27 protein-coding genes are annotated in these 23,704 nt (G+C 74.3%); 10 read left to right on the forward strand and 17 right to left on the reverse strand.

The window, feature by feature from the left end; translation table 11 throughout:
• The 8 genes from ABD363_RS12490 to ABD363_RS12525 all read right to left on the reverse strand — a co-directional run.
• Positions 1–966: hypothetical protein (locus ABD363_RS12490; RefSeq protein ID WP_344602587.1), on the reverse strand; the 966-nt coding region annotated here is incomplete at its 3' end.
• Positions 966–1,628, reverse strand: coding sequence for an RNA polymerase sigma factor (locus ABD363_RS12495; protein ID WP_344602589.1), 663 nt, complete (start codon positions 1,626–1,628; stop codon positions 966–968). The genes ABD363_RS12490 and ABD363_RS12495, both read right to left, overlap by 1 nt.
• A 436-nt stretch (positions 1,629–2,064) precedes the next feature.
• Positions 2,065–3,012, reverse strand: a complete 948-nt coding sequence (locus ABD363_RS12500) for a hypothetical protein (protein ID WP_344602591.1) — start codon at positions 3,010–3,012, stop codon at positions 2,065–2,067.
• 87 nt (positions 3,013–3,099) lie between these two features.
• A complete protein-coding gene (locus tag ABD363_RS12505) occupies positions 3,100–3,717 on the reverse strand; it encodes an RNA polymerase sigma factor (protein WP_344602593.1) in 618 nt (205 codons plus the stop codon).
• Positions 3,718–3,880: 163 nt separating this feature from the next.
• Positions 3,881–4,330 (reverse strand): hypothetical protein, encoded by a 450-nt coding sequence (locus ABD363_RS12510; protein ID WP_344602595.1) that lies wholly within the window; start codon positions 4,328–4,330, stop codon positions 3,881–3,883.
• A 166-nt stretch (positions 4,331–4,496) separates the two neighbouring features.
• Entirely contained in the window at positions 4,497–4,892 is a 396-nt protein-coding gene (locus ABD363_RS12515; RefSeq protein ID WP_344602597.1) for a hypothetical protein, read from the reverse strand.
• A gap of 156 nt (positions 4,893–5,048) precedes the next feature.
• A complete protein-coding gene (locus ABD363_RS12520) occupies positions 5,049–5,552 on the reverse strand; it encodes a hypothetical protein (protein ID WP_344602598.1) in 504 nt (167 codons plus the stop codon).
• A 105-nt stretch (positions 5,553–5,657) separates the two neighbouring features.
• Positions 5,658–7,280 (reverse strand): beta-N-acetylhexosaminidase, encoded by a 1,623-nt coding sequence (locus ABD363_RS12525; RefSeq protein ID WP_344602600.1) that lies wholly within the window; start codon positions 7,278–7,280, stop codon positions 5,658–5,660.
• Between the two features lie 203 nt (positions 7,281–7,483).
• Between ABD363_RS12525 and ABD363_RS12530 the strand changes: the two genes are divergently transcribed.
• The 7 genes from ABD363_RS12530 to ABD363_RS12560 all read left to right on the forward strand — a co-directional run bounded on the left by ABD363_RS12530 (position 7,484) and on the right by ABD363_RS12560 (position 12,979).
• A complete protein-coding gene (locus ABD363_RS12530) occupies positions 7,484–8,020 on the forward strand; it encodes a 2-oxo-4-hydroxy-4-carboxy-5-ureidoimidazoline decarboxylase (protein ID WP_425577980.1) in 537 nt (178 codons plus the stop codon).
• Between the two features lie 192 nt (positions 8,021–8,212).
• A complete protein-coding gene (gene sdhC, locus ABD363_RS12535; protein WP_344602602.1) occupies positions 8,213–8,593 on the forward strand; it encodes a succinate dehydrogenase, cytochrome b556 subunit in 381 nt (126 codons plus the stop codon).
• A 5-nt stretch (positions 8,594–8,598) separates the two neighbouring features.
• On the forward strand, positions 8,599–9,081 hold the full coding sequence (locus tag ABD363_RS12540; protein ID WP_344602604.1) for a succinate dehydrogenase hydrophobic membrane anchor subunit: 483 nt from the start codon (positions 8,599–8,601) through the stop codon (positions 9,079–9,081).
• Positions 9,082–9,100: 19 nt separating this feature from the next.
• Positions 9,101–10,855 (forward strand): succinate dehydrogenase flavoprotein subunit, encoded by a 1,755-nt coding sequence (gene sdhA, locus ABD363_RS12545; RefSeq protein WP_344602606.1) that lies wholly within the window; start codon positions 9,101–9,103, stop codon positions 10,853–10,855.
• Positions 10,855–11,616 (forward strand): succinate dehydrogenase iron-sulfur subunit, encoded by a 762-nt coding sequence (locus ABD363_RS12550; protein ID WP_344602608.1) that lies wholly within the window; start codon positions 10,855–10,857, stop codon positions 11,614–11,616. Before sdhA ends, ABD363_RS12550 begins: the two co-directional genes overlap by 1 nt.
• A 171-nt stretch (positions 11,617–11,787) precedes the next feature.
• A complete protein-coding gene (locus ABD363_RS12555; RefSeq protein WP_344602609.1) occupies positions 11,788–12,198 on the forward strand; it encodes a VOC family protein in 411 nt (136 codons plus the stop codon).
• A gap of 40 nt (positions 12,199–12,238) precedes the next feature.
• Positions 12,239–12,979 (forward strand): TetR/AcrR family transcriptional regulator, encoded by a 741-nt coding sequence (locus tag ABD363_RS12560; RefSeq protein ID WP_344602611.1) that lies wholly within the window; start codon positions 12,239–12,241, stop codon positions 12,977–12,979.
• Between the two features lie 32 nt (positions 12,980–13,011).
• Here ABD363_RS12560 and ABD363_RS12565 read toward each other — a convergent pair whose 3' ends face one another.
• From ABD363_RS12565 to ABD363_RS12575, 3 genes are all read right to left on the reverse strand, one after another.
• Positions 13,012–13,413 (reverse strand): ATP-binding protein, encoded by a 402-nt coding sequence (locus ABD363_RS12565; RefSeq protein WP_344602613.1) that lies wholly within the window; start codon positions 13,411–13,413, stop codon positions 13,012–13,014.
• Positions 13,414–13,641: 228 nt separating this feature from the next.
• Complete coding sequence (locus ABD363_RS12570) at positions 13,642–14,994, reverse strand: metallophosphoesterase (RefSeq protein ID WP_344602615.1); 1,353 nt, start codon at positions 14,992–14,994, stop codon at positions 13,642–13,644.
• A 43-nt stretch (positions 14,995–15,037) separates the two neighbouring features.
• On the reverse strand, positions 15,038–15,277 hold the full coding sequence (locus ABD363_RS12575) for an SCO4848 family membrane protein (RefSeq protein ID WP_344602617.1): 240 nt from the start codon (positions 15,275–15,277) through the stop codon (positions 15,038–15,040).
• A gap of 172 nt (positions 15,278–15,449) precedes the next feature.
• Here ABD363_RS12575 and ABD363_RS12580 point away from each other — a divergent pair, with 172 nt between their 5' ends.
• Positions 15,450–16,727, forward strand: coding sequence for a D-alanyl-D-alanine carboxypeptidase family protein (locus ABD363_RS12580; RefSeq protein WP_344602619.1), 1,278 nt, complete (start codon positions 15,450–15,452; stop codon positions 16,725–16,727).
• On the opposite strand, the gene ABD363_RS12585 is transcribed toward ABD363_RS12580, so the two are convergent.
• From ABD363_RS12585 to ABD363_RS12600, 4 genes are read right to left on the reverse strand one after another with little or no spacing between them, the layout of a single operon-like run.
• Positions 16,681–17,583 (reverse strand): YihY/virulence factor BrkB family protein, encoded by a 903-nt coding sequence (locus ABD363_RS12585; protein ID WP_344602621.1) that lies wholly within the window; start codon positions 17,581–17,583, stop codon positions 16,681–16,683. The genes ABD363_RS12580 and ABD363_RS12585 overlap by 47 nt on opposite strands.
• The gene (locus ABD363_RS12590; RefSeq protein WP_344602623.1) at positions 17,571–18,023 is read right to left on the reverse strand and encodes a GtrA family protein; all 453 of its coding nucleotides are present in this window, start codon (positions 18,021–18,023) and stop codon (positions 17,571–17,573) included. The genes ABD363_RS12585 and ABD363_RS12590 overlap by 13 nt, the downstream gene beginning before the upstream one ends.
• The gene (locus ABD363_RS12595; protein WP_344602625.1) at positions 18,020–18,964 is read right to left on the reverse strand and encodes a decaprenyl-phosphate phosphoribosyltransferase; all 945 of its coding nucleotides are present in this window, start codon (positions 18,962–18,964) and stop codon (positions 18,020–18,022) included. Before ABD363_RS12595 ends, ABD363_RS12590 begins: the two co-directional genes overlap by 4 nt.
• Entirely contained in the window at positions 18,957–19,493 is a 537-nt protein-coding gene (locus ABD363_RS12600; RefSeq protein ID WP_344602627.1) for a phosphatase PAP2 family protein, read from the reverse strand. The genes ABD363_RS12595 and ABD363_RS12600 overlap by 8 nt, the downstream gene beginning before the upstream one ends.
• A 133-nt stretch (positions 19,494–19,626) precedes the next feature.
• Between ABD363_RS12600 and dprE1 the strand changes: the two genes are divergently transcribed.
• Positions 19,627–21,006: a decaprenylphosphoryl-beta-D-ribose oxidase gene (gene dprE1 / locus ABD363_RS12605; RefSeq protein ID WP_344602629.1), complete on the forward strand. Its 1,380-nt coding sequence runs from the start codon at positions 19,627–19,629 to the stop codon at positions 21,004–21,006.
• A 53-nt stretch (positions 21,007–21,059) separates the two neighbouring features.
• Positions 21,060–21,815, forward strand: a complete 756-nt coding sequence (gene dprE2, locus ABD363_RS12610) for a decaprenylphospho-beta-D-erythro-pentofuranosid-2-ulose 2-reductase (protein WP_344602631.1) — start codon at positions 21,060–21,062, stop codon at positions 21,813–21,815.
• On the opposite strand, the gene ABD363_RS12615 is transcribed toward dprE2, so the two are convergent.
• Complete coding sequence (locus tag ABD363_RS12615; RefSeq protein WP_344602633.1) at positions 21,816–22,394, reverse strand: 2'-5' RNA ligase family protein; 579 nt, start codon at positions 22,392–22,394, stop codon at positions 21,816–21,818.
• Positions 22,395–22,585: 191 nt separating this feature from the next.
• Positions 22,586–23,650, reverse strand: a complete 1,065-nt coding sequence (gene trpS, locus ABD363_RS12620; protein ID WP_425577978.1) for a tryptophan--tRNA ligase — start codon at positions 23,648–23,650, stop codon at positions 22,586–22,588.
• Positions 23,651–23,704 lie beyond the last annotated feature (54 nt).

Here is a 23,704-nt window from a genome sequence, read left to right on the forward strand (position 1 = left end):
GTTGCCGTTGTTGCCGTTGGCGTTCCCGTTGCCGCTCTTGTTGCTGTTGCCGCTGCTGTTCCCGTTGCCGCCGCTGTTGCCGCCGTTGCCGCTGCCGTTCCCGTTGCCGCTGCCGTTCCCGCTCGGCTCGTCGGCCCCGGCGGATTCGCCGGACTTGCCGTTCTGGTCGCCCTGGCCGTTCCGGCCGGTGGCTCCGGTGGCTCCGGTGTCCTCGGCGGTCCCGGCGCCGTCGCCGCTGTCGGCCAGGACGCCCTCGCAGTACGCCCACACTCGGGAGGAGCTGCCCGCCGCGCCCTCCAGCACGCGCTTGCGGGCGGCGGTCAGTTCCTCGCCGGCGCGGACGTCACGGCACGCGGCGACGACCTCCCGCCCGTCCCCGGCGGCCGGGCCGCGCTCCGTGGCCGTGTCACCGCCCGCCTCGGCCCCGGCTTCCCCGCGCGCCGAGCCCTCGGGCTCGGTCTCGTCCCGGGTGGTGCCCCAGGGCGAGGGCGACGCCGACGGGCGGTCGGGGGTCGCGGTGGACGCGGCGGGCTCCGGTTCGCCGTCGAACGGCATCGGGAGGACTCCGGTTCCGGCCGCGACCGCGATCCCGCCGACCGCGCCGACGGTCAGGGCGGCGGCCAGCGCCAGGCGTACCGGACGGCCCCAGCGGGGGCGCCGGCCCGCGCCGTCCCGGCCGCCGGCCCGCACCGGCCCGGCGGCGGAAGGCTGGGCTCCGGCGGGCCAGCCGAGGTCGGCGCGCTCGGCGTCCCGCTCCGCGCGGGCCTTGCGGAAGGCAGCCAGGGCGGCGGCCTCGCCGGGGAGTTCCTCGCTGGTCGGCGAGGGTGTCACGGACAGGGCGCCGAGGGCTTCGGCGAGCCGCTCGGCCTCGTCGCGATGGGCGGCGTCGACGGCTTCGAGGGACTCTCCGCGCAGTAAGAGCTCCGCCGTTTCGCGGTCCAGCCACTTGTACTGCTCGTCGGCCATCACATGTCCTTCTGCGTCCGCGTCCGCGCGTGCGTCACACCGGCGGACGTCACCGCACGGCCGCGCGGTTCTCGCTGAGCGGGCAGTGCGCCGAGCACGCCGGCCGATTCCGGATCGTCGCCGAGCAGCTCGGCCAGGCGCCTGAGACCGCGGTGCGCCGCGGTCCGTACGGCACCCGGACGCTTGCCCAGGGTCTCGGCGGCGGTCTTGGCGTCGAGGCCCACGACCACCCGCAGGACGACGGCCTCGGCCTGGTCCTGCGGCAGCCGGGCGATCAAGGAGAGCGTACTGTCGGTGGCCAGGGCCTCGATGGCCTCGCCCGCGGTGTCGGACTCGGCGGGCTTGCCGGTCAGCTCGGTCTCGTCGCCGCCGATCGCGGGCCGGCGCCCCCGCATCCGGATGTGGTCGAGGGCGCGGTTGCGGGCGATCCGGGCGGCCCAGCCGCGGAACCGGTCCGCGTCACCGCTGAACCGCCCCAGGTCACGGGCTATCTGCAGCCATGCCTCGGAGGTCACGTCCTCCGCGTCCGGGTCGCCGACCAGCGTCCGTACGTACCCCAGCAGCCGTGGATGCACCGCGCGGTACACCGTCCGGAACGCGGTCTCGTCCCCGTCCTGTGCCGCACGCACCGCGGCCGTCAGCTCCGCGTCGTCCCCCAGCACCGCGCGCGCCCTTCTGCACCTTGACCGGCGCCGCTCTCGCGCACCGGGTTCTCGCCGTCGTGGTTGCTCGTCCGATGGGTGCGGCCGTCCGTACGGCCGCGGGTGGTTGCGGTGGTCACCGCAGGTGGCAGCGGGGGACGGATGCCCTCCGCAGTTCGGCGCGAAAGGCACGTTACGTCGTCAAACCGCTCCCCGTCCATGTTTGTAGAAGATGCAACTAACCCGTGACGCAGGGGGGTGTGACACAAACGGCGGGCGCGGCGCTGTAGGGAGTACGGGCCGCCGCGCGGCCCGTACCGCGCGACGGCCGGGGCCTCTCCTGTGGGGGGTGGCGGCCCCGGCCGTTGCCTCGGCGGCGAGGACCGCGGGATCCGTCGGGGCGTCACCGTCGCCGGGGGGAAGCGGACGACGGCGGACGCGCACGAGCTCCGCCGGGTCACGGGTTCCTGGAGGCGGCCTCGCCCGCACCGGCGCCCGCGCCGCCCGCGCCCGTACTCGCGCTGCCGCGACTGCTGCCCGCGCCCGTACTCGCGCTGCCGCGGCTGCTGCCCGCGCCCGTACTCGCGCTGCCGTTGCCGTTGCCCGCACCGCTGCCTGCCTCGCCCGCACCGCCGTTGGCCGGACCGGGGGTGCCGTCACCGGTGCCGGGGCCGGTTCCGCCCGTCCCTTCCGCCGGTCGCCCGGCGCAGTACGCGGCGACCTCGTCCGCACCGCCCGCCATCTCGACGAGCCGCTGCCAGGCACGCGCGTCCAGCGCCCCGCCCCGGCCCCCGACCCGCTCGTAGGCGCGGCAGTGCGCCTCGGTTTCCCGGGCCGTCCCCGGACGGCCCGGCCCGCCGGAGGGGGTGCCGGAGGCCGTGGCGGCGGGGGCGCCGGAGGCCGTGGCGGAAGGGGCGCCGGAGACCGTGGCGGCGGGGGCGCCGGAGGCCGTGGCGGAAGGGGCGCCGAAGGCCGTGGCGGCGGGGTCCGGGATCCGGTGGGGCGGGGCGCTCGTCGCGGGGCGGGGGCGGGGCGCGTCGTCACCGGCGTCCGGGGCGGAGCCCGCCGTGCCGACCGCGGCGAACGCGACGCCGCCCAGGGCGAGGCCCGCGAGGAGCACGGAGAACGTGACCCGCGGCGGGCGGCCCGCCCGCCACCGCTCCCGGGGCCGCCAGTCGTCCCGGCGGCGGGTGCGCGTCGGGTGCGCCCCCGCGGCCCGGGCGGCGCGGAACGCGGCCACGGCGCGCTGCTCGGCCTCGGCGTCGATCTCGTCCGCGCGCATCACGGCGGCGAGCAGCGCCTCCAGTCCGGCGGTGTCGGCGGTGCTGCGGGGGCCGGAGGCGACGCGGCCGGGGTGCGCACACCGACGGCCTCCGGGGTTGCCGTCGCTTCGCCGTTCACCCATGTTCGCTTCCGTCCCTGTCCGGCCCGCCGGGCCCGCTCGCTCCGGTGGGTCCGTCCGCCCGGCCCCGCGGCCCGTGGCCGACACCGTTCACTTCGACTCACCCAGCGTCCTCGGCGCCTCATCCGTCACACCTTCGGCGCCCAGTTGCCTGGCCAGGCGCTTCAGCCCCCGGTACGCGGCCGTGCGGACCGCTCCGGGCCGCTTGCCGAGGACGCGCGCGGCGGCCGGGCCGTCGAGGCCGACCACGACCCGCAGCAGCACGGCCTCGGCCTGGTCGCGCGGCAGCCCGCGGACCAGTTCGAGGGCGCGCTCGGTGGACATGGCCTCCAGCGCCTGGTCGTGGGTGCTGTGCGGGCCCGGCATGTCCAGGACGTCCTGTTCCAGCGCCGCCGAGCGGGGCCGCACCTTCCGGCGGCGCAGATGGTCCAGCGCCCGGTGCCGGGCGATGGTCGCCGTCCAGCCGCGGAAGCCGGCGCCGTCGCCCTTGAACCGCCCGAGGTCCCGGGCGATCTCCAGCCAGGCGTCGGACGCCACGTCCTCGGCGTCGTCGCCCACCAGCCCGCGCAGATAGCCCAGCAGGCCGGGCTGCACGATCCGGTAGGCGACCGCGAACGCGGCCTCGTCACCGTCCTGGGCCCGCGCGACGGCCGCGCCCAATTCCCCGTCGTACGCCTGCGTGCGGCGGGGTTCCCCTCCGTGGCCCAAGAAACGTCCTCGTCCGTACCGAGTCACCGGCGAGCCCCGGTGAGCCCGCACCGTGTGGCACGGCAGGCCGCGCCACGCCTCCAAGGTCATCAGCGTCGGCTCGCACGGAAATGTCACAGTCGCCCGCCGCCCCGCGGGTCCGGGAGCACGTCGCGGCCCGGCGTCACCCCGTGCGCGCCCCCCGCACCGCGGTCCGCCGCGCCCGCCCGTGCAGCGTCAGGTAGAAGGTCCGCAACGACTCCTCCGGGCCGCCGGTCCGGAAGCGGTTGTGGACCTTGCCGATCGGGTTCCAGACCCGCCCGTCCGGCATCCGCACGCCGACCGGCTGGCCGAAGCAGGCCCGCTGGTCGGCGTCGAGGTCCACCCAGACCGCCCCCGCGCGGCGCACCAGCACCTCGCCGACGTACGCCCCGAGGCCGAAGAGGACGGCCTGCGCCCGCTCCCCGTCGGCGCCGCCCTTGCGCAGCCCGTCGATCAGGAAGTCGACGACGCGCAGGCTGGCCACGGAGTAGTCCAGCGGCAGCCGGTGGCGGGCGGTGACCCGGGTGACGAACCCCGTCGCGTACGTCCGCATCCCGCGCGCGCCCGGCGCCCGCCCGTCCGTCTCGCCCATCCCCGGCCCCGCCCCTTCTCCCGGCCCGCGGAACGCCTCCCGCACGGCTCCTTCGCTGAACCAGCGGATGCGGCGCGGTGAACGTCACGCGCCGGGAACGGGCCGGGGACGGGCCGGCGGCCGCGCCGCGCGAGCACACCGGTCGCGCCGCCCCGCCGCCCGCTCCTCAGGGCCGGGCCCCGTCCGTCGCGTCCCGGCACAGCAGCCGCAGCGAGCCGTCGCCGGCGAAGCAGCGGCGGGCCTCGTCGATCGGGTCCCACAGACGGCCGTCGGGGGTGCGCACCCAGTGGTCGCCGCCCGCCGCCCACCACTCGGCGCCCGTCCGGCGGATGATCACCTCGCCGGCGTACGCGCCGAGTCCGCGCAGCACCGTCTCGACGGCGGCGTACGGCGCCCCCTCCCGCCGGATGCTCTCGATCATCCGGTCGACGCGCCACAGGCTCTGCACCGAGTAGTCGAGGCGCAGCCGTGCTCCCTCGCGCATCGTGGCCACCGCGTCCGCCGCCCAGCGCACCGGCTTCGCCGCCGCCTGGGGCCTGGTCTCCTGCTGTGTCGTCGTCACATCCGGAAGAGCGCGGTCGTGGCGCGTTTCGTCACCCGGATCCGGCCGGTGCCCGCAACCGGCGCAGGACCGCCCCACCTCCGTCGCAGGACGGTCACAGGACCCTTCCAGCGGCGGGGTTCCGTCCGGGAGCGGCCGCCCGGCGCCCCGGGCGGGTCACAGGGGGACGACGCCCAGCCGGTCGAGGAGCCGGAACAGCAGGTCCTCGGCCAGGGGGCCGGGGTCGGCGGTGAGCACGTCGAGCAGTTCGCCGGCGTCCGCGGTGCGCCCGGCCTCGGCGGCCCAGGCGACGGCCCGCCCGGCGGCGTCGCGCGGCTCCAGGAAGTAGTCCTCCAGCGTCAGCCCCTCCCGGCCGGCGTCCAGGTACCTGGCCGTCGCCGCCCGCGCCAGGCAGGTCGTCCACGCCCCGCTCCCCGGCGCCGCCGCCTCCACCACCACGCAGTCGCCGCCCATGACGTACCCGAAGAGCGCGGGCGCCCCGGTCGCGCGGGCCAGGTCGTTCATGTTGCCGACGTCGCCGTCGCCGCCCGGGTACTCCCACACCTGCCACCCGTCCGGCGCCGACCGGTACAGCCGCACGCCCTCGGCGGCCGGCAGCCCCGCCGCCTCCGTGAGCGGCCGTGCGCAGCGGCCCACGACGAAGTACCCCCAGTAGCCCATGTCCGTCCCCCCGGCGCGTCGGTTCGGCTCGGGCCGAATACACCACAGCGGTGCGGCGGTCCGCAGCCGAACCGGGCGATCCGCGCCGGGGCGGGCGGCCGGGCGTCAGCCGAGCCGGTCCGCCAGGGCCGTGAACTCCGTCCAGGACAGCTCCGGCTCGCGCGGGTCCCACAGCTTCTGGACCGTCGCCCGCAGCGGCAGCCGGATCCCGGCCGCGACCTGGTCCTGGGTCTGGGAGCCCGACAGGTCGCACCAGACGGCGAAGGACCCGCCGAGGATCTGGTCGTCGTAGGACGCCGGCACGGCCGTGCTGCCGCGCAGCACGCGCGGGGTCCACTGCTCGTAGATCCGCTGCCCGGTGGGGTAGACGAAGGTCTGCGGCTCGCCGAGGACGTAGTACAGGTACTCGTCGTTGTAGTTCAGCACCTTCCGCCCGGCGCTCAGGTACTCCGCCGGCTGCCGGGCGCCGATCTCCTTGCCGGTCCAGTAGGCGACCTGGAGGTCCCCGGCGGGCCGTACGGAGGTGTCCCGGAAGAAGCCGTCGTTCCAGGCCCGCGGCGCCCTGCCGTGGGCCCGGACGGTGTCGGCCCGGTCGTTGAGCCAGCCGGTGGCCAGGTCGGCGACGGTCCCGCCGGCGCCGTACGCCTTCCGGGCGGCGGCGGCCAGCTGCGGGTAGGACGCCTCCGGGTCCGCCACGGTCAGCGCCTGGTACTCGTCGCCGCCCAGGTGCCACTGGCTGCCGGGGAAGAGGCCGGCGTACTCGTCCAGCAGGTCGTCGACGATCTCGGCGGAGGCGTCCTTCGAGATGTCGATCGCGCCGCGGGTGGCCACGCCGCCGGCGTTGCGCAGCTGCAGGTCGGGGTGGGCGGCGATCACCGCGCCGAGGTGGCCGGGCGAGTCGATCTCGGGCACGACCGTGATGTGCCGGCTCCCGGCCAGCTCGACGATCCTCTTGACCTGCGCCTTCGTCAGGTGCTGCGCGGACACGACCTCCGGGTGGGAGTCGGACTCGATGCGGAACCCCTGGTCGTCGGAGAAGTGCAGCCCCAGCTCGTTGAACTTCAGGTCGCCCAGCTCGCGGATCCGGTCCTCGATCCAGCCGGCCGTGAAGTGCTTGCGGGCGATGTCCAGCATCAGCCCGCGCCGCGGCTTGGCCGGCGCGTCCCGCACGACGCCCTCCGGCGCCGCGCCGTCCCCGCGCACCGCCTGCTTCAGGGTGCGCGTGCCGTAGAAGACGCCCGCGTCGGCGGGCCCGCTGATGTCCACCCGCCCGCCGCGCACGGTCATGGTGTACGACTCCGGGTCCGCGCCCCCGCCCCTGTTCAGCGCCAGCCGTACGTCCCCGGTCCGCACGTCGTCCCGCTCGCCCGCGTAGGTCAGCCCCAGCTCGTCGGCGATCAGCCGCCCCTCGTCGGCCAGGCGGGCGTCGTCCACCACCACCCGGTGCCCGGGCGCCGGCTTCCAGCCCGGCCCGCGCGCCGGGGTGTGCGAGCGCACGGCGGGGATCGTGCGGGGGGCACGGGACAGGGGGTAGCTGCGCGTGGGGCCGGGCGAGGCCTCGGACGTGCCGCCGGAGGGCTGCGCCACCGAGCCCGCCGGGCCGTCGCCGTCGGCCGCCCGGAGGGCGATGCCCACTCCGGCCGCGACCGCCAGGGCGGCCACCGCCGCGGTCACCAGCCGCCGCTGCTTCACCTTGCGCGCCGGGGGCCGGCGTCTGTGCTGACTCACTGCGCCAACCTACGACCCGTCACCCTCGGCCACCGTCCACCACACGTTCTGAAACTCTCCCTTCCGAGTGAAATTCGGACATCGGTCGGACGTGTCCTGCCGTCACTCGATAACGTGACCATCACAGCTCTCACATCATCCACTGCCGACACACACGCGACGCCCACAGGGGCGCCACCGACTCCCACCGCCGAGGACCCACGCTGCTGTCCACTCCGCTGGAGCACTTCAACGCCGCCCCCGCCGAGGAGGCCCGACGCGTCCTCCTCACCTGCCTGCACAGCCGGGCCTGGGCCGACCGCGTCACCGCCCACCGCCCCTACCCCGACCTGGACACCCTCCTGGCCGCGGCCGACGAGGCGGCGTACGACCTGGCCGCCGCGGACCTGGCGCAGGCCCTGGCGGCCGAGTCCCTGCCGAGGCTGCCGGCCGGCACCTACTCCGCGGCCCACACGGCGCTGAGCGCGGCGAACGCGGCCTACGAGGCGCGATTCGGACATGTTTTCGTCATCTGCCTGGACGGCCTGGCCGGGGACGAGGTCCTGAATCACCTCTTGGCGGCCATCCGGTCACGTTTGGCCAACGATCCGGAGGAGGAGCGGGCGGTGACCGCGGAGGAGCTCCGCCGCCTCGCCCGGGGCAGACTGGCCAGAACCCTCGCGAGCGCGGGGCCGCGGTACGGCGCACGGCTCCGCCCCAGGGGCGTGACCAGCCACAACACGTCTACAGGCGGGCGATAGCGGGACATGACGCCCAAAACCCGCCCGGCCCGCCCCGCCCGCGTGCCAGGTTGATCACACCGGCAGCCCCCGGCTGAGTACCGCAGGCCCACGTGGCTACGATGCTGGGGGCCGGTGGACCGTACCCGGCCGGGCCCGACCGACACCGAAGCCGGCGCGGCCCTTATCGTCCCGCTCCCGGAGGGTTCTTCCGTGCCGGCTGGAACGCTGTACCGCGGCCGGGAAGGAATGTGGTCCTGGGTGGCTCACCGAGTCACCGGCGTCCTCATTTTCTTCTTCCTGTTCGTTCACGTGCTGGACACCGCACTCGTGCGGGTGTCCCCCGAGGCCTACGACGAGGTCGTGGCCACCTACAAGACGCCGGTCGTCGCGCTGCTGGAGTACGGCCTCGTCGCCGCCATCCTCTTCCACGCGCTCAACGGCCTGCGCGTCATCGCCGTCGACTTCTGGATCAAGGGCGCGCGCTACCAGAAGCAGATGCTCTGGACCGTCGTCGGCCTGTGGCTCGTGCTGATGCTCGGGGCGGTCTACCCCGTCCTCGGCCACGCCGCTCGTGAACTGTTCGGGAGCTGACGTCCATGTCCACGACTGAGAAGACCGCTGCCGGTGTCGGCCCCGTCGAGGGCGGCGCCGTGTACAACGTCGACAACCCCGCGCCCCTCATCGAGGCCCCGCGCAAGCGCACCAAGAAGACCCCGAGGTCCACGCGGGGCAACTTCGAGATGGCCGCCTGGCTGTTCATGCGCCTGTCCGGCGTGGTGCTGGTGGTCCTGGTCATCGGCCACCTGCTGATCCAGCTCGTGCTGGACGGCGGTGTCTCCAAGATCGGCTTCGCCTTCGTGGCGGGCCGCTGGGCCTCGCCGTTCTGGCAGGTCTGGGACCTGCTGATGCTGTGGCTGGCGATGCTGCACGGCGCCAACGGCCTGCGCACGGTCATCAACGACTACTCCGAGCACGCGAGCACCCGTCTGTGGCTGAAGAGCCTGCTCTACACCGCCACGGTGTTCACCATCCTGCTGGGCACGCTGGTGATCTTCACCTTCGACCCGAACATCCGCTAGGCACGGGGCTGCGAGAAACATGAAGATCCACAAGTACGACACCGTCATCGTCGGCGCCGGCGGCGCCGGTATGCGTGCCGCCATCGAGGCGACCAAGCGCAGCCGCACCGCCGTGCTCACCAAGCTCTACCCGACCCGCTCCCACACGGGCGCCGCGCAGGGCGGCATGGCCGCCGCGCTGGCCAACGTGGAGGAGGACAACTGGGAGTGGCACACCTTCGACACGGTCAAGGGCGGTGACTACCTGGTCGACCAGGACGCCGCCGAGATCCTGGCGAAGGAGGCCATCGACTCCGTCCTCGACCTGGAGAAGATGGGCCTGCCGTTCAACCGCACCCCGAACGGCACCATCGACCAGCGCCGCTTCGGCGGTCACAGCCGCAACCACGGCGAGGCCCCGGTCCGCCGGTCCTGCTACGCGGCCGACCGCACCGGCCACATGATCCTCCAGACGCTGTACCAGAACTGCGTCAAGGAGGGCGTGGAGTTCTTCAACGAGTTCTACGTCCTCGACCAGCTGATCACCGAGGTCGACGGCGTCAAGCGCTCGGCCGGTGTCGTGGCGTACGAGCTGGCGACCGGCGAGATCCACATCTTCCAGGCGAAGGCCGTGATCTACGCCTCCGGCGGCTGCGGCAAGTTCTTCAAGGTGACGTCGAACGCGCACACGCTGACCGGCGACGGCCAGGCGGCCGTGTACCGGCGGGGCATCCCGCTGGAGGACATGGAGTTCTTCCAGTTCCACCCGACCGGCATCTGGCGCATGGGCATCCTCCTGACCGAGGGCGCCCGCGGTGAGGGCGGCATCCTCCGCAACAAGGACGGCGAGCGCTTCATGGAGAAGTACGCGCCGGTGATGAAGGACCTGGCGTCCCGTGACGTCGTGTCCCGGTCCATCTACACGGAGATCCGCGAAGGCCGCGGCTGCGGCCCCGAGGGCGACCACGTCTACCTGGACCTCACCCACCTCCCGCCGGAGCAGCTGGACGCCAAGCTGCCGGACATCACCGAGTTCGCCCGCACCTACCTCGGCATCGAGCCGTACACGGACCCGATCCCGATCCAGCCGACCGCGCACTACGCGATGGGCGGCATCCCGACCAACGTGATGGGCGAGGTGCTCGCCGACAACACCACCGTGGTGCCGGGTCTGTACGCGGCCGGCGAGGTCGCCTGCGTGTCCGTGCACGGCGCCAACCGCCTCGGCACCAACTCGCTGCTGGACATCAACGTCTTCGGCAAGCGGGCCGGCATCGCGGCGGCGGAGTACTCGCAGAAGGCGGACTTCGTCGAGCTGCCCGAGGACCCGGAGGCGTTCGTCGTCGGGCAGATCGAGCGGCTGCGCTCCTCCACCGGCAACGAGCGGGTCGCCACCCTGCGCCGGGAGCTGCAGGAGACCATGGACGCGAACGTCATGGTGTTCCGCACCGAGCAGACGATCAAGACGGCGGTCGAGAAGATCGCCGAGCTGCGCGAGCGCTACAAGAACGTCGCGATCCAGGACAAGGGCAAGCGGTACAACACCGACCTGCTGGAGGCCATCGAGCTGGGCAACCTGCTGGACCTGGCCGAGGTCATGGCCGTGTCGGCACTGGCCCGCAAGGAGTCCCGCGGCGGTCACTACCGCGAGGACTACCCGAACCGCGACGACGTCAACTTCATGCGCCACACCATGGCGTACCGCGAGGTCGGCGCCGACGGCACCGAGTCCATCCGTCTCGACTACAAGCCGGTCGTCCAGACCCGCTACCAGCCGATGGAGCGTAAGTACTGATGGCTACCCCTGTTCTGGACAAGGCGGAAGCGACGTCCACGGCCTCGCCGTACATCACCGTCACCTTCCGGGTCCGCCGCTTCAACCCGGAGGTCTCCGCCGAGGCCACCTGGGAAGACTTCCAGCTGGAGATCGACCCCAAGGAGCGCGTCCTCGACGGCCTCCACAAGATCAAGTGGGACCTGGACGGCACGCTGACCTTCCGCCGCTCCTGCGCCCACGGCATCTGCGGCTCGGACGCCATGCGGATCAACGGCAAGAACCGCCTGGCGTGCAAGACGCTGATCAAGGACATCAACCCCGAGAAGCCGATCACGATCGAGCCCATCAAGGGCCTGACGGTCCTGAAGGACCTGGTCGTGGACATGGAGCCGTTCTTCCAGGCGTACCGGGACGTGATGCCGTTCCTGATCACCAAGGACACGAACGAGCCGACGCGCGAGCGTCTGCAGTCGGCGGAGGACCGGGAGCGCTTCGACGACACCACGAAGTGCATCCTGTGCGCCGCCTGCACCACGTCGTGCCCGGTCTTCTGGAACGACGGCCAGTACTTCGGCCCGGCCGCCATCGTCAACGCGCACCGCTTCATCTTCGACAGCCGTGACGACGCCGGCGAGCAGCGCCTGGAGATCCTCAACGACCGCGAGGGCGTCTGGCGCTGCCGCACGACCTTCAACTGCACGGACGCCTGCCCGCGCGGCATCGAGGTCACGAAGGCGATCGCCGAGGTGAAGCGGGCGCTGATCACGCGCCGCTACTGAGGTCGCCCGCCTGCCCGGAGGGCCCCGTCTCCGGCGGAGACGGGGCCCTCCGGCATGTGCCGCGCCATCGGGTGAAGCGATCGGGAAGGGCCCGGTCCGGACGAGCGCTGCGGTCCGCCCGCGCCGTGTCACGGCGCCGCCGCGCCGGGACGGGCGTTCTAACCTGACGTCATGTCAGGTGACGAGTCGTACGAACTGCTCGGGTTCGACAACGTGCTGCTGCCCGTCGGCGACCTCGGCCAGGCCGTGGGGTTCTACGAGCGGGCCGGGTTCACCCCGGGACTCCGGCTGGACGCGGCCGGCATCGCGCTGCTGAAGGTCGGCGGGGAGACGCCGGGCATCGTGCTCCGCGTGGAGGAGGAGCTGGGGCACCGGACGCCGCCGTGGCCGTCGCCTCGGGTGTGGCTGGAGGTGCCGGACGCCCGCCGGGCCGCCGACGCCCTGCGCGCCGCGGGCATCGCCCTGCTCGACGAGCCCTGCCCCGTCGCCACCGGCTGGACCGTCGAGTTCGCCGACCCCTGGGGGAACGTCCTCGGGCTCACCGACTACTCCAGGCGGCCGGAGCTCGGACGGAGCCGCTGACCGCCGCTGCGCCCGCGCCCCGTCCCGTTAGGCTCAGCCCGTGCCCGCCAAGAACGACGGCCCCGGCGACGGAGCCACCCCCAGCAAATCCGAGCAGACCCGCGCCCTGATCCTGGAGACGGCCATGCGGCTGTTCCAGGAGCACGGCTACGACCGGACGACGATGCGGGCCATCGCCCGGGAGGCCGGGGTCTCCGTCGGCAACGCGTACTACTACTTCGAGGGCAAGGAACACCTGATCCAGGGCTTCTACGACCGGATCGCCGCCGAGCACCAAGTGGCGGTCCGGGAGATCCTGGCGCGGGAGACCGACCTGGAGGCGCGGCTCGCGGGCGTGCTGAAGGCGTGGCTGGACATCGCCGCGCCGTACCACGAGTTCGCGGTGCAGTTCTTCAAGAACGCCGCCGACCCGGACAGCCCCCTCAGCCCCTTCTCCCCCGAGTCGGCCCCCGCGCGCGAGGAGGCCGTCGGCATCCACCGTCAGGTGCTGGCGGGGACGCGGACGAAGGTGCCGGAGGACCTGAAGGACGCCCTGCCCGAGCTGATGTGGCTCGCGCAGATGGGGCTCGTGCTGTACTGGATCTTCGACCGGACCGAGGGGCGGGAGCGCAGCTACCGGCTGGCCGAGCGCGGCGCCCGGCTCACCGCGCGGGGCGTCGCGCTGGCCCGCTTCCGCGCGCTGCGGCCGCTCGTGCGGGAGGTGCACGAGCTGTTCACGGACTTCCTGCCCGGGATGGCGAAGGCGCTGCCCGATCCGTCGGCCCGCCCGCCGGCTCCCTGAAGGCCTCCGCGCCCCGGCGGGGCGGTGCGCCGTCAGGGGCCGGCCGGGATCAGGGCCCAGACCGTCTTGCCGTGGCGGTCCCCGCCCCACACGCCCCAGGCCGTGGCCAGGTGCTCCACCAGGTGCAGGCCGCGGCCGGTCTCCTCGTCCTCGGCCGCTCTCCCCGGCCGGGGCTCGGACCGGCTCCCGTCCGACACCTCGACGAGGCAGGACCCGTCGGCGAGCGCGGTCACCGCCACCTCGAATCCCGCCCGGGCCGAGGAGCCGTGCCGGACGGCGTTGGTGGCCAGCTCGGAGACGAGCAGCACCGCGTGCTCCAGCGTCCGGTCCCGCGGGCCGTGTCCCCAGGCCGCCAGGTGGTCCCGCACCCGGCGCCGGGCGAGGCCGACGGAGACCGGATGCCCGGGCAGCCGGAAGGAGTTGCGTCGCACCACGTCTGCTCCTCGTCCCGCACCCGCCTGCGTCCGGGGGTCCGCGCAGAACGCCTGCCCCGCGGCACCGGGGGCGCATGTCGGGGGCAGTGGAGCGGACCGGGTGCGCACCGGGCCCGGCCGGGACCCGGTCGCCGGAAGGCGTCGGCGGGCCGTGCGCGCACACGCGTCCGGTGAGCCGCGGGTGCGCGGGCGCGCGCGGACGGCCCGGTTCCTTCCCCCGTGCGCCGCTCAGGCCTGACGGGACGCCAGTTCGATCACCGTGATGTCCGAGGGGGCGCCCACGCGGGTGGGCGGGCCCCAGGCGCCGGCGCCGCGGCTGACGTACAGCTGGGTGTCGCCGTAGCGCTCCAGGCCCGCGACGGTCGGGTTCGCGGCGGCGGCGACGAGGCTGCCGGGCCAGAGCTGGCCGCCGTGGGTGTGGCCGGAGAGCTGGAGGTCGACGCCGTGTTCGACGGCCTGGTGGATCTGCACCGGCTGGTGGGCCAGGAGCACGCACGCGCGGCTCCGGTCCCGGTCGCCGAGGGCCCGGACGTAGTCGGGGCCCTGGCCCTCCTCCTCGCCCGCCACGTCGTTCACCCCGGCCAGGTCGAAGTGCGCCAGCTCGGTGCGGGCGTTCTCCAGGGGGCGCAGGCCGAGGCCGCGCACCTCCTCGACCCACTGCTCGGCGCCGGAGAAGTACTCGTGGTTGCCGGTGACGAAGTAGGCGCCGTGCCGGGCGGTGAGCTGGGCGAGCGGGGCGGCGGCCGGGCCGAGGTCCTCGACGCTGCCGTCGACCAGGTCGCCGACGACCGCGATGAGGTCGGGCCGGGTCGCGTTGACCGTGTCGACGACCTTCTGCGCGAAGCCCCGGCCCAGGACCGGGCCCAGGTGGATGTCGCTGACCACCGCGATGCGGTAACCGTGCGCCGCCCGCGGGAGCTTGGCCAGCGGCACGGTGACCCGCTTCACCCGCGGGCCGCGCAGCACGCCGTACGTGCCGTGGCCGACCGTGCCGACGGCGGCCGCCGCGGCGGCGCCGGCGACGACCCGGGAGACGAACAGGCGGCGCGAGGGAGCGGCGGGCGGGCGCGGCCCGGCCCCGGACTCCGGGCCCGCGGACTCCGGGCCCGCCGGCTTCGGAGCCTGCGGCTGCGCGGCCCCGGCGCCGAGGGGGGCGGGCTCCGGCGGGGTCCCCGCCGGGACCGCTTCCGCGTCCCGGGGCCGCGCCGGCGCCCCCGCCGCCACCGGCTCGGCCTCCGCCGCGGCCGCCCGCGCGGCGGCCCGCCGCTCCAGCAGCCACCGCAGCACCGGACGCAGCAGCTCACCGGCCGCCACGGCCAGCAGCAGGTACAGCGACAGCACCAGCCACAGGAAGCCCGGCCAGCCCAGGACGCGCTGGAGCCAGAAGGGGGCGCCGCCGCGCTCGGCGACCATGGCGCCGACGAACAGCGCCCAGCCGGCCGCGATCACCACGGCGCCCGTGCGGCGGACCGCGCCCGGACCCCGGGTCGTGTCGCGGAACAGGCGCCGCCACACGTACCAGTTGCCCGCCACCAGCACGCCCACCACGGCGAGCGCGACGAGCGCGAAGACGACCACCATGCCGTCGTATCCCCTTCGTTGTGACCCGGGTGTGTCCGGATTCCTATGACGTGCGGCGCAGTGCGCGCAGTCCGCGCAACCCGATGACCCCGACGACCGTCCCCAGTACGAAGGAGACGACGGCGAGCAGCAGGTGCACCCAGAAGTACGCCGTCGGGTGCCCGTCGTCGAACGCGAGCCCGCTGCTGTCCTTGATCAGGTTTTTGACGAAAGTGATCCAGATGACCCAGCTCCACACCCCGAAAGCGAGCAGGAACCAGGAGACGGGGCGGCTGAGCTTCACGGAAACAGACCTTTCATCGCAGCGCTGTGCGCCCGCAGTCGGCCGGGAGTCCGGGAGTTGCCCCCCGGACGGGCACAGCATGGGTCCAGTATCACCGGCCCGTGTCCGGTTCCGTCCGCGGGGTGGGGACCGGGGCGGGACTTCCCGGGGCGGGGCAGGTACGTTCTCCGTCGTGCCCGCACCCACGCAGACCACCAGGCGAGCCCTGCTGGTCACCTCAGCCGTCCTGTCGTCGCTCGCGCTGACCGCGCCCGCCGCCCACGCGGCGCCGAGCCCCTCGGCCAGTCCGTCGGCCGCTCCCCCGGCGAAGATGTCGACCGTGGGCGGCGCCCGGCTCGGACTGCCGGGGACGCAGGTGGAGCTCGCGCGCGGTGTGCCGGTGCTGCCCGAGGACGTCACCGCGCGGTCCTGGATCGTCGCCGACGCCGAGTCCGGCGAGGTGCTCGCCGCGCACAACGCGCACTGGCGCCTCGCCCCGGCGAGCACCCTGAAGATGCTGTTCGCCGACACCGTGCTGCCGAAGTTCCCCGGGACCGCGAAGCACAAGGTCGCCCCCTCCGACCTGGCGGGCGTCGGCGCCGGCTCCAGCATGGTCGGCATCAAGGAGAACGAGACCTACACCGTCCACGACCTGTGGCTCGGGGTCTTCCTGCGCTCCGGCAACGACGCCGTGCACGTGCTGTCCGCGATGAACGGCGGCGTCGAGAAGACCGTCGCCGAGATGAACGAGCACGCCGAGGAGCTCCAGGCCCTCGACACGCACGCCGTCAGCCCCGACGGCTACGACGCCGCGGGACAGGTCTCCTCCGCGTACGACCTGACGCTGATCGCCCGCTCCGGGCTGCAGAAGAAGGACTTCCGCGAATACTGCTCGACCGTCACCGCGAAGTTCCCGGGCGAGACGAAGAAGAACAAGAAGGGCGAGACGGTCCGCGAGTCCTTCGAGATCCAGAACACCAACCGGCTGCTGACCGGCGACTACGACATCTCCCAGTACCAGGGCATAGCCGGCGTGAAGAACGGCAACACCACCGAGGCGGGCGCCACCTTCACCGGCGTCGCCGAACGGGACGGCAGGGTGCTGCTGGTCACCGTCATGCACCCGGAGAAGGCCGGGCACAACGAGGTCTACAAGGAGACCGCCCGCCTGTTCGACTGGGGCTTCCAGGCGGCCGGCAAGGTGCGGCCGGTGGGCGAGCTGGTGCCGCCGAGGAGCGCCACCGGGGCGAGCCCCCGGCCGGGCGCCGGCGCCTCCGGCGAGGCCGGCGGCACCGGGCAGGGCGGCGCGGCCGGGACCGAGCCGGTGGCGAGCGCCCCGGCCGCGGACGGCTCCGACGGCATGGGGGTGGCGCTGGCGGTCACCGGCGGGCTGCTGGCGCTGCTGGCGGGCGGCGCGTGGCTGGTCAACCGCCGCTGGCCGCTGCCTGATCTGGCGCGCCGCCGGCCCTGACCGCACCGGCGTCCTTGCCCGGCGTCGCCGTCCAGGCGGCGCAGAACAGCACCAGCTTCGAGGTGAAGTTGATCCACAGCAGCAGGGCGACGGGCACGCCGAACGCGCCGTACACGCTCTTCGTGGCCACGCCCTGCAGATAGCCGCTGAGCAGCAGCTTCAGCAGTTCGAAACCGACGGCGCCGGTCAGCGCGGCCACCAGCAGCCGGCGCCGCGCCGGCTCCACGCCGGGCAGCAGCGTCAGCACGTACAGCAGGACGAGGAAGTCGGCGAGGACGGCGACGGCGAACGCGGCGGCGTGCAGCAGGACCGAGCCGGCGCCGCCCTCGGCCAGGCCGCTCTGCCGGATGATCCGGCCGGCCAGCGCGGAGGCGACGGCGGAGGCGGCGAGCGTGACGAGGACGGCGCCGCCGAGGCCGACCAGGATGCCGGCGTCCTTGACCCGGGCCAGGACGGGGTTCTCCTCGTCCGGCAGCTCCCACACCGCGCGCAGGCAGTCGCGCGTCGAGGCGACCCAGCCGACGCCGGTGAACAGCAGGGCGGCGCCCGCGATGACGCCGACGGTGCCGGCGTTCTGCACCAGGCCGTCGATGTCCAGCTGGTCGGAGATGCCGGGCACCTGCTCGGCGACCTTGGCCTCCAGCGTGTTCCGCTGCTCGGCGCCGAGCGTGGCGGCGCCGATCGCGGCGGCCACCGTCAGCAGCGGGAAGAGCGCCACGAAGCTGGTGAACGTCATCGCGGCGGCCAGCCGCGTCCACTTCACCCGGTCCAGCCGCTCGTACGACCGCCACGCGTGCGTGGCCATCAGCCGCTCGGCCGACGGCCCCACGACCGGGAGCTTTTTCAGCCAGTCCATGATCCGTTCCTGCCCTCGTCCCGGAACACCCATGTCCGGGTGCCCCAGAAACGCAGGACGGTGGCGAGCGCCATGCCGACCCCGGCGCCGGAGACGGTGTCGGCGCGCTGCGAGGTGAGGCCGAGGCCGTAGTGGCTGACGGCCAGGCACAGCAGCTGCACGGCGGCGCCGGCGAGGTTCACCGCGAAGAACACGGCGTACGGGCGCGGGCCCCGGGGCCGGGCGTGCCGGTAGGTGCCCAGCGCGTTGCCCGCGTACGCCACCGAGCAGCCCGCGACGAAGGACAGCGCCTTGGCGGTGAGCGGGTCCAGCCCGGCCGGGCCGCGCAGGCAGGTGAACAGGGCCAGGTCGGTGGCGTAGGCGAACAGCCCGGTCACGGCGAAGCCGAGCAGTTCCCGGCCCAGGGGGGCGCCCCGGCCGGGACGGGCGGGCGGGCTCACCAGTCGGCCACCGCCAGGCCGTACATCGCCAGCCACACCGCGCCGATGAGGGCGAGGGCGCGGTCGCGCAGGACGACGTCCTCGGGTTCGCCGGCCGTGCCGCGGTCGGCGAAGACGGCGTAGCGCAGGATCGCGAGGACGAAGGCGACCACGGACAGCTGCCGCCAGGGCAGCACGCCGGTGTGCGGCACCCCGCCCTCCTCCAGCGCCCACAGGCAGTAGCCGAGGACGGCGACGCCGGCCGCGAGCTGCCAGACGAAGCGGAGGTAGCCGGTGGTGTACTCGGTGAGCAGCGCGCGCGTGGCACCGTTCTCCCCGGCCATCTGCACGGCCTCGGAGTAGCGCTTGGCCGCGACCATGAACAGCGCGCCGAACCCGGTGGTGATCAGGAACCAGCGCGACAGCGGGATGCCGAGGGCGAGTCCGCCGGCCGTCGCCCGCATCAGGAACCCGGTCGTGACGACGGCGAGGTCGACGACGAGGACGTGCTTGAGGCAGAGGCAGTACGCCAGTTGCATGCCGAGGTAGGCGATCAGCAGGACGCACACGGCCGGCGGGCACAGCCAGGCCGCGGCGGCGGGCGCGAGGACGCCGAGGACGCCGCCGACGGCGTACGCGACGGGTACGGGGACCTGTCCGGCGGCGACCGGGCGGTGCCGTTTGACGGGGTGGGCGCGGTCGGCGTCGGCGTCGCGGGCGTCGTTGACCAGGTAGACGGCGGCGGCGCAGGCGGTGAACAGGGCGAAGAGCAGGGCGAGCCGGGCCGGGGCGTGGCGCGAGAACAGTTCGCCGGCGGCGGCCGGGGCGGCGACGACCAGGACGTTCTTCACCCACTGCCGGGGGCGTGCGGCCCTGACGAGGCCGCCCAGGATGCGCCTTGCGCGGGGCGGCGCGGACCGCGGGGGGCGCGCGTGCTGCCGCAGGACGGCCGTGTCAGCCACGGGCGCCTCCCTTGATCCAGCGGGCGCCGAGCCGGGCCGTGAGCGCGCCCAGGGCCGCGCCCGCCGCCACGTCCGAGGGGTAGTGGACGCCGGCGACCAGCCGCGACAGGCACATCGCGGCGGCGAGCGGCGGAACGGCGTACGCGCCGAGCGTGCCGTAGGCGACGGCGGCGGCCGCGGCGGAGGCGGCGTGGGAGCTGGGGAAGGAGTGCCGGCCGACGGTGCGCACCAGCGGCTCGACATGTGCGGGGCGCGGCCGGCGCACGACCTGTTTCACGCCGGTGCTGGCCAGGTGCGCGCCCGCGGTGAGCGCCGCGCCGCGCAGCCAGGCGCCGCGCCGCGCACCGTCCACGGCGGCCCCCGCGAGCCCCGCCGCGAGCCACAGTGCCGCGTGCTCCCCCGCCCGGGACAGGGCGCGCGCGGCGCCGGCCACGCGCGGGTCGGCGCCGCGCTCCCTGAGCGCCGAGACGATCCGGTGGTCCAGGCCGCGCGGGTCGCCGGGGACGTCGAGGTCGGGGATGTGGTCCATGTGGACCCACTGTTCACCGGGAGACCGCCGCCGGCCCGGCAATATCGAGCGACATACCATTAATCACCCATTTCGGGGAGAGCTCGGAAGTTTCGCAAACAATCGGTCACACAGCGGCGGTACGGTCGCCGACATGTCTGCCGACGCCGCTTCCGCCACGGACCGGGACCGCGCCACCGTCACGGGGTGGGGCCGCACCGCGCCCACCGCGGCCCGCCTGGTCCGCCCGCGGACGTACGAGGAGGCCGTGGCCGCCGTCCGGGACTGCGGGGCCCGCGGCGGCATCCCGCGGGGCCTGGGACGGGCCTACGGGGACGCGGCGCAGAACGCCGGCGGGGCCGTGCTGGACATGACCGGCCTGGACCGCGTCCACGCGATCGACGCCGACGGCGGGACCGTGCTGTGCGACGCGGGCGTCTCCCTGCACCGGCTGATGCAGGTGCTGCTGCCGCTCGGCTGGTTCGTGCCGGTGACGCCCGGCACCCGCCAGGTGACCGTCGGCGGGGCGATCGGCGCGGACATCCACGGCAAGAACCACCACGTCTCGGGCTCCTTCTCCCGGCACGTCCTGGCGCTGGAACTGCTCACCGCGGACGGCGCGATCCGCACGGTGCGCCCCGGCACGCCCCTGTTCGACGCCACGGCGGGCGGCATGGGCCTGACCGGCGTGATCCTGACGGCGACGATCCGGCTCCAGCCGGTCGAGACGTCCCTGATGTCGGTCGACACCGAGCGCGCGCGGGACCTGGACGACCTGCTGGCCCGCCTCGCCGCCACCGACCACCGCTACCGCTACTCGGTCGCCTGGATCGACCTGCTGGCCCGCGGCGCCGCGACCGGCCGCGCGGTCCTCACCCGCGGCGACCACGCCCCCCTGGAGGCGCTGCCGAAGGGCGCCCGCGCGCGGAGGGACCCCCTGGCCTTCCGCACCTCCCGCCTCCCGGCCGCCCCCGCCTTCGTCCCGGAGGGCCTGCTCGGCCGGACGACCGTGGGCCTGTTCAACGAGTTCTGGTACCGCAAGGCCCCCCGCGCCCGGACCGGCCGGCTGCAGCGGCTCTCCGCCTTCTTCCACCCCCTGGACGGCGTGCCGCACTGGAACCGGGTCTACGGCCGCTGCGGCCTCGTGCAGTACCAGTTCGCCGTCGGGTACGGGCAGGAGGAGGCCCTGCGCCGGATCGTGCGGCGCGTCTCGCAGCACCGCTGCCCGTCCTTCCTGGCCGTCCTCAAGCGGTTCGGGGACGCCGACCCGGGCTGGCTGTCCTTCCCCGTGCCCGGCTGGACGCTGGCCCTGGACGTCCCGGCGGCCCTGCCCGGGCTCGGCGCCCTCCTCGACGAACTGGACGAGGAGGTCGCCGCCGCCGGCGGGCGCGTGTACCTCGCCAAGGACTCCCGGCTGCGGCCCGACCTGCTCGCCGCGATGTACCCGCGCCTCGGCGACTTCCGCGCGCTGCGCGCGGAGCTGGACCCGCGCGGGGTGTTCATGTCCGACCTGGCCCGCCGCCTCCGGCTCTAGGCCCCGGCGCCCCGGCGGGCGCCCCCGTCTCCAGGCAACCTTGAGGAGCTGCTGTGAAGGACGCCTTCGGCCTCCCCCAGTCCCTGCTCGTCCTCGGCGGTACGTCCGAGATCGCGCTGGCCACCGCGCGCCGTCTGATCGCCCGCCGCACCCGCACGGTGTGGCTGGCGGGCCGCCCCTGCCCCGCCCTGGACCGGGCCGCCGACGAGCTGCGCGGCCTGGGGGCCGAGGTGCGCGTCGTGGCCTTCGACGCGCTCGCGACCGACTCCCACGAGACGGTGCTCGGCAAGGTCTTCGCCGAGGGCGACGTCGACCTGGTGCTGCTCGCCTTCGGCGTCCTCGGCGACCAGGCGCACGACGAGCGGGATCCGGCCGGCGCGGTGCGCGTCGCGCAGACCAACTACACGGGCGCGGTGTCGGCCGGCCTGGTCAGCGCCCGCGCGTTGCAGGCCCAGGGGCACGGCTCCCTGGTGGTGCTCTCCTCCGTCGCCGGCGAGCGGGCGCGCCGCGCCAACTTCATCTACGGCTCCAGCAAGGCGGGCCTGGACGTCTTCGCGCAGGGCCTGGGCGACGCGCTGTACGGCACCGGCGTGCACGTGATGGTCGTACGGCCCGGCTTCGTCCGGTCGCGGATGACCGCCGGGCGGACGGAGGCGCCGCTCGCGACGACGCCCGGGGCCGTGGCGGCGGCCATCGAGCTGGGCCTGCGGCGGCGCTCGGAGACGGTGTGGGTGCCGGGGACGCTGCGGCTGGTGATGTCGGCGCTGCGGCACCTGCCGCGGGGGGTGTTCCGCCGGCTGCCGTGGTAGTCAGCGCGTCGGCAGCGAGTCCTGCTCCACGCTCCCCGTCTGCGGGGGGACGACCGGGCCGCCGAACGGGAACTCGCGCAGCTTGCGCCACACCCCGTCGGGGCCCTGCTCGTACAGCGCGAAGCCGGTGCAGGGCCACTCGGCCTCGTAGTCGGCGAGTTCCTCGAAGGCGCGGTCCATCGCCGCCTCGTCGATGCCGTGCGCCACCGTGACGTGCGGGTGGTACGGGAACTGCAGTTCGCGTGCCACGGGCCCGGAGGCGTCCCGGACCTGCTTCTGCAGCCAGGTGCACGCCTCGGCGCCCTCCACGATCCGGACGTAGACCACGGGCGACAGCGGGCGGAACGTGCCGGTGCCGGACAGCCGCATGGGGAACGGCCGGCCGGCCGCGGCGACCTCGGCCAGATGGGACTCCACGGCCGGCAGCGCGGCCTCGTCGACCTCCGTCGGCGGCAGCAGGGTGACGTGCGTGGGGATGCCGTGAGCCGCGGCGTCGCCGAAGCCCGCGCGCAGCTGCTGCAGCCGGCTGCCGTGAGGCTCCGGGACCGCGATCGACACGCCGATCGTTACGGTCCCCACGTCGTCTCCTGTCGTTGTGTGCGGTGCGGCTCGCCCGGTCGGTGGGCGGACGCGCCGGTGGCGGACGGGAGCGGCCGCGGATACGGCCGCTCGGCTATCGACTGTACGGCCACGGCGGCGCCGGGGGCAGGCGCAACCGTGGTGATGTGCGGCGCCGCACGGCGGCAGGGCGTACCACCGCGCGGCGTGGGTCAGTGCTTGGCGGGCAGGAAGCCGACCCGGTCGTACGCCTGCGCGAGGGTCTCCGCGGCGACGGCGCGGGCCTTCTCCGCGCCCTCGGCCAGGATCGCGTCCAGGCTCTCCGGGTCGTCCAGGTACTGCTGGGTCCGCTCCCGGAAGGGCGTCACGAACTCGACCATGATCTCGGCGAGGTCCGTCTTGAGCGCGCCGTAGCCCTTGCCCTCGTACCTCTGCTCCAGTTCCGCGATCCCCGTTCCGGTGAGGGTCGAGTAGATGGTGAGCAGGTTGCTGACGCCGGGCTTGTTCTCGGTGTCGTAGCGGATGACCGTCTCGGTGTCGGTGACCGCGCTCCTGACCTTCTTCGCGGTCGCCTTCGGCTCGTCCAGCAGGTTGATCAGGCCCTTCGGCGTGGACGCCGACTTGCTCATCTTGATCGACGGTTCCTGCAGGTCGTAGATCTTCGCCGTCTCCTTGAGGATGTACGGCTTCGGGACGGTGAAGGTCTGGCCGAAGCGGCCGTTGAAGCGCTCGGCGAGGTCGCGGGTGAGCTCGATGTGCTGGCGCTGGTCCTCGCCGACCGGCACCTCGTGGGCCTGGTACAGCAGGATGTCGGCGACCTGGAGGATCGGGTAGGTGAACAGGCCGACGGACGCGCGGTCGGCGCCCTGCTTGGCGGACTTGTCCTTGAACTGGGTCATGCGGGAGGCCTCGCCGAAGCCGGTGAGGCAGTTCATGACCCAGGCGAGCTGGGCGTGCTCGGGGACGTGGCTCTGCACGAAGAGCGTGCAGCGCTCGGGGTCGAGCCCGGCGGCCAGCAGCTGCGCGGCGGCGAGCCGGGTGTTGGCGCGCAGTTCCCTCGGGTCCTGCGGGACCGTGATCGCGTGCAGGTCGACGACCATGTAGAACGCGTCGTGGGTCTCCTGCAGGGCCACCCACTGGCGGACGGCGCCGAGATAGTTGCCGAGGTGGAACGAGCCCGCGGTGGGCTGGATTCCGGAGAGCACGCGCGGACGCTGTCCGGCGGAGCCGTTCCCCTGGGGACGGTGGTGGTCGACGGATGGGCGATCGGTGGCCATGCTCACCATTGTCTCAGAGGGCGGGGGCGGGATCGGTCCCCGAGGTGGGGCCGC

The organism is Streptomyces glaucus (assembly GCF_039533365.1).
In the GTDB taxonomy this organism is placed as follows: Bacteria; Actinomycetota; Actinomycetes; order Streptomycetales; family Streptomycetaceae; genus Streptomyces; species Streptomyces glaucus.

Bases quoted from the DNA above. Each gene is read 5' to 3' on its own strand.
- ABD363_RS12500 (WP_344602591.1), bottom strand. From the start codon at position 3,012: ATGGGTGAACGGCGAAGCGACGGCAACCCCGGAGGCCGTCGGTGTGCG.
- ABD363_RS12510 (WP_344602595.1), bottom strand. From the start codon at position 4,330: ATGGGCGAGACGGACGGGCGGGCGCCGGGCGCGCGCGGGATGCGGACG.
- ABD363_RS12520 (WP_344602598.1), bottom strand. From the start codon at position 5,552: ATGGGCTACTGGGGGTACTTCGTCGTGGGCCGCTGCGCACGGCCGCTC.
- ABD363_RS12540 (WP_344602604.1), top strand. From the start codon at position 8,599: ATGTCCACGACTGAGAAGACCGCTGCCGGTGTCGGCCCCGTCGAGGGC.
- sdhA (WP_344602606.1), top strand. From the start codon at position 9,101: ATGAAGATCCACAAGTACGACACCGTCATCGTCGGCGCCGGCGGCGCC.
- ABD363_RS12550 (WP_344602608.1), top strand. From the start codon at position 10,855: ATGGCTACCCCTGTTCTGGACAAGGCGGAAGCGACGTCCACGGCCTCG.
- ABD363_RS12555 (WP_344602609.1), top strand. From the start codon at position 11,788: ATGTCAGGTGACGAGTCGTACGAACTGCTCGGGTTCGACAACGTGCTG.
- ABD363_RS12570 (WP_344602615.1), bottom strand. From the start codon at position 14,994: ATGGTGGTCGTCTTCGCGCTCGTCGCGCTCGCCGTGGTGGGCGTGCTG.
- ABD363_RS12585 (WP_344602621.1), bottom strand. From the start codon at position 17,583: ATGGACTGGCTGAAAAAGCTCCCGGTCGTGGGGCCGTCGGCCGAGCGG.
- ABD363_RS12600 (WP_344602627.1), bottom strand. From the start codon at position 19,493: ATGGACCACATCCCCGACCTCGACGTCCCCGGCGACCCGCGCGGCCTG.
- dprE1 (WP_344602629.1), top strand. From the start codon at position 19,627: ATGTCTGCCGACGCCGCTTCCGCCACGGACCGGGACCGCGCCACCGTC.
- trpS (WP_425577978.1), bottom strand. From the start codon at position 23,650: ATGGCCACCGATCGCCCATCCGTCGACCACCACCGTCCCCAGGGGAAC.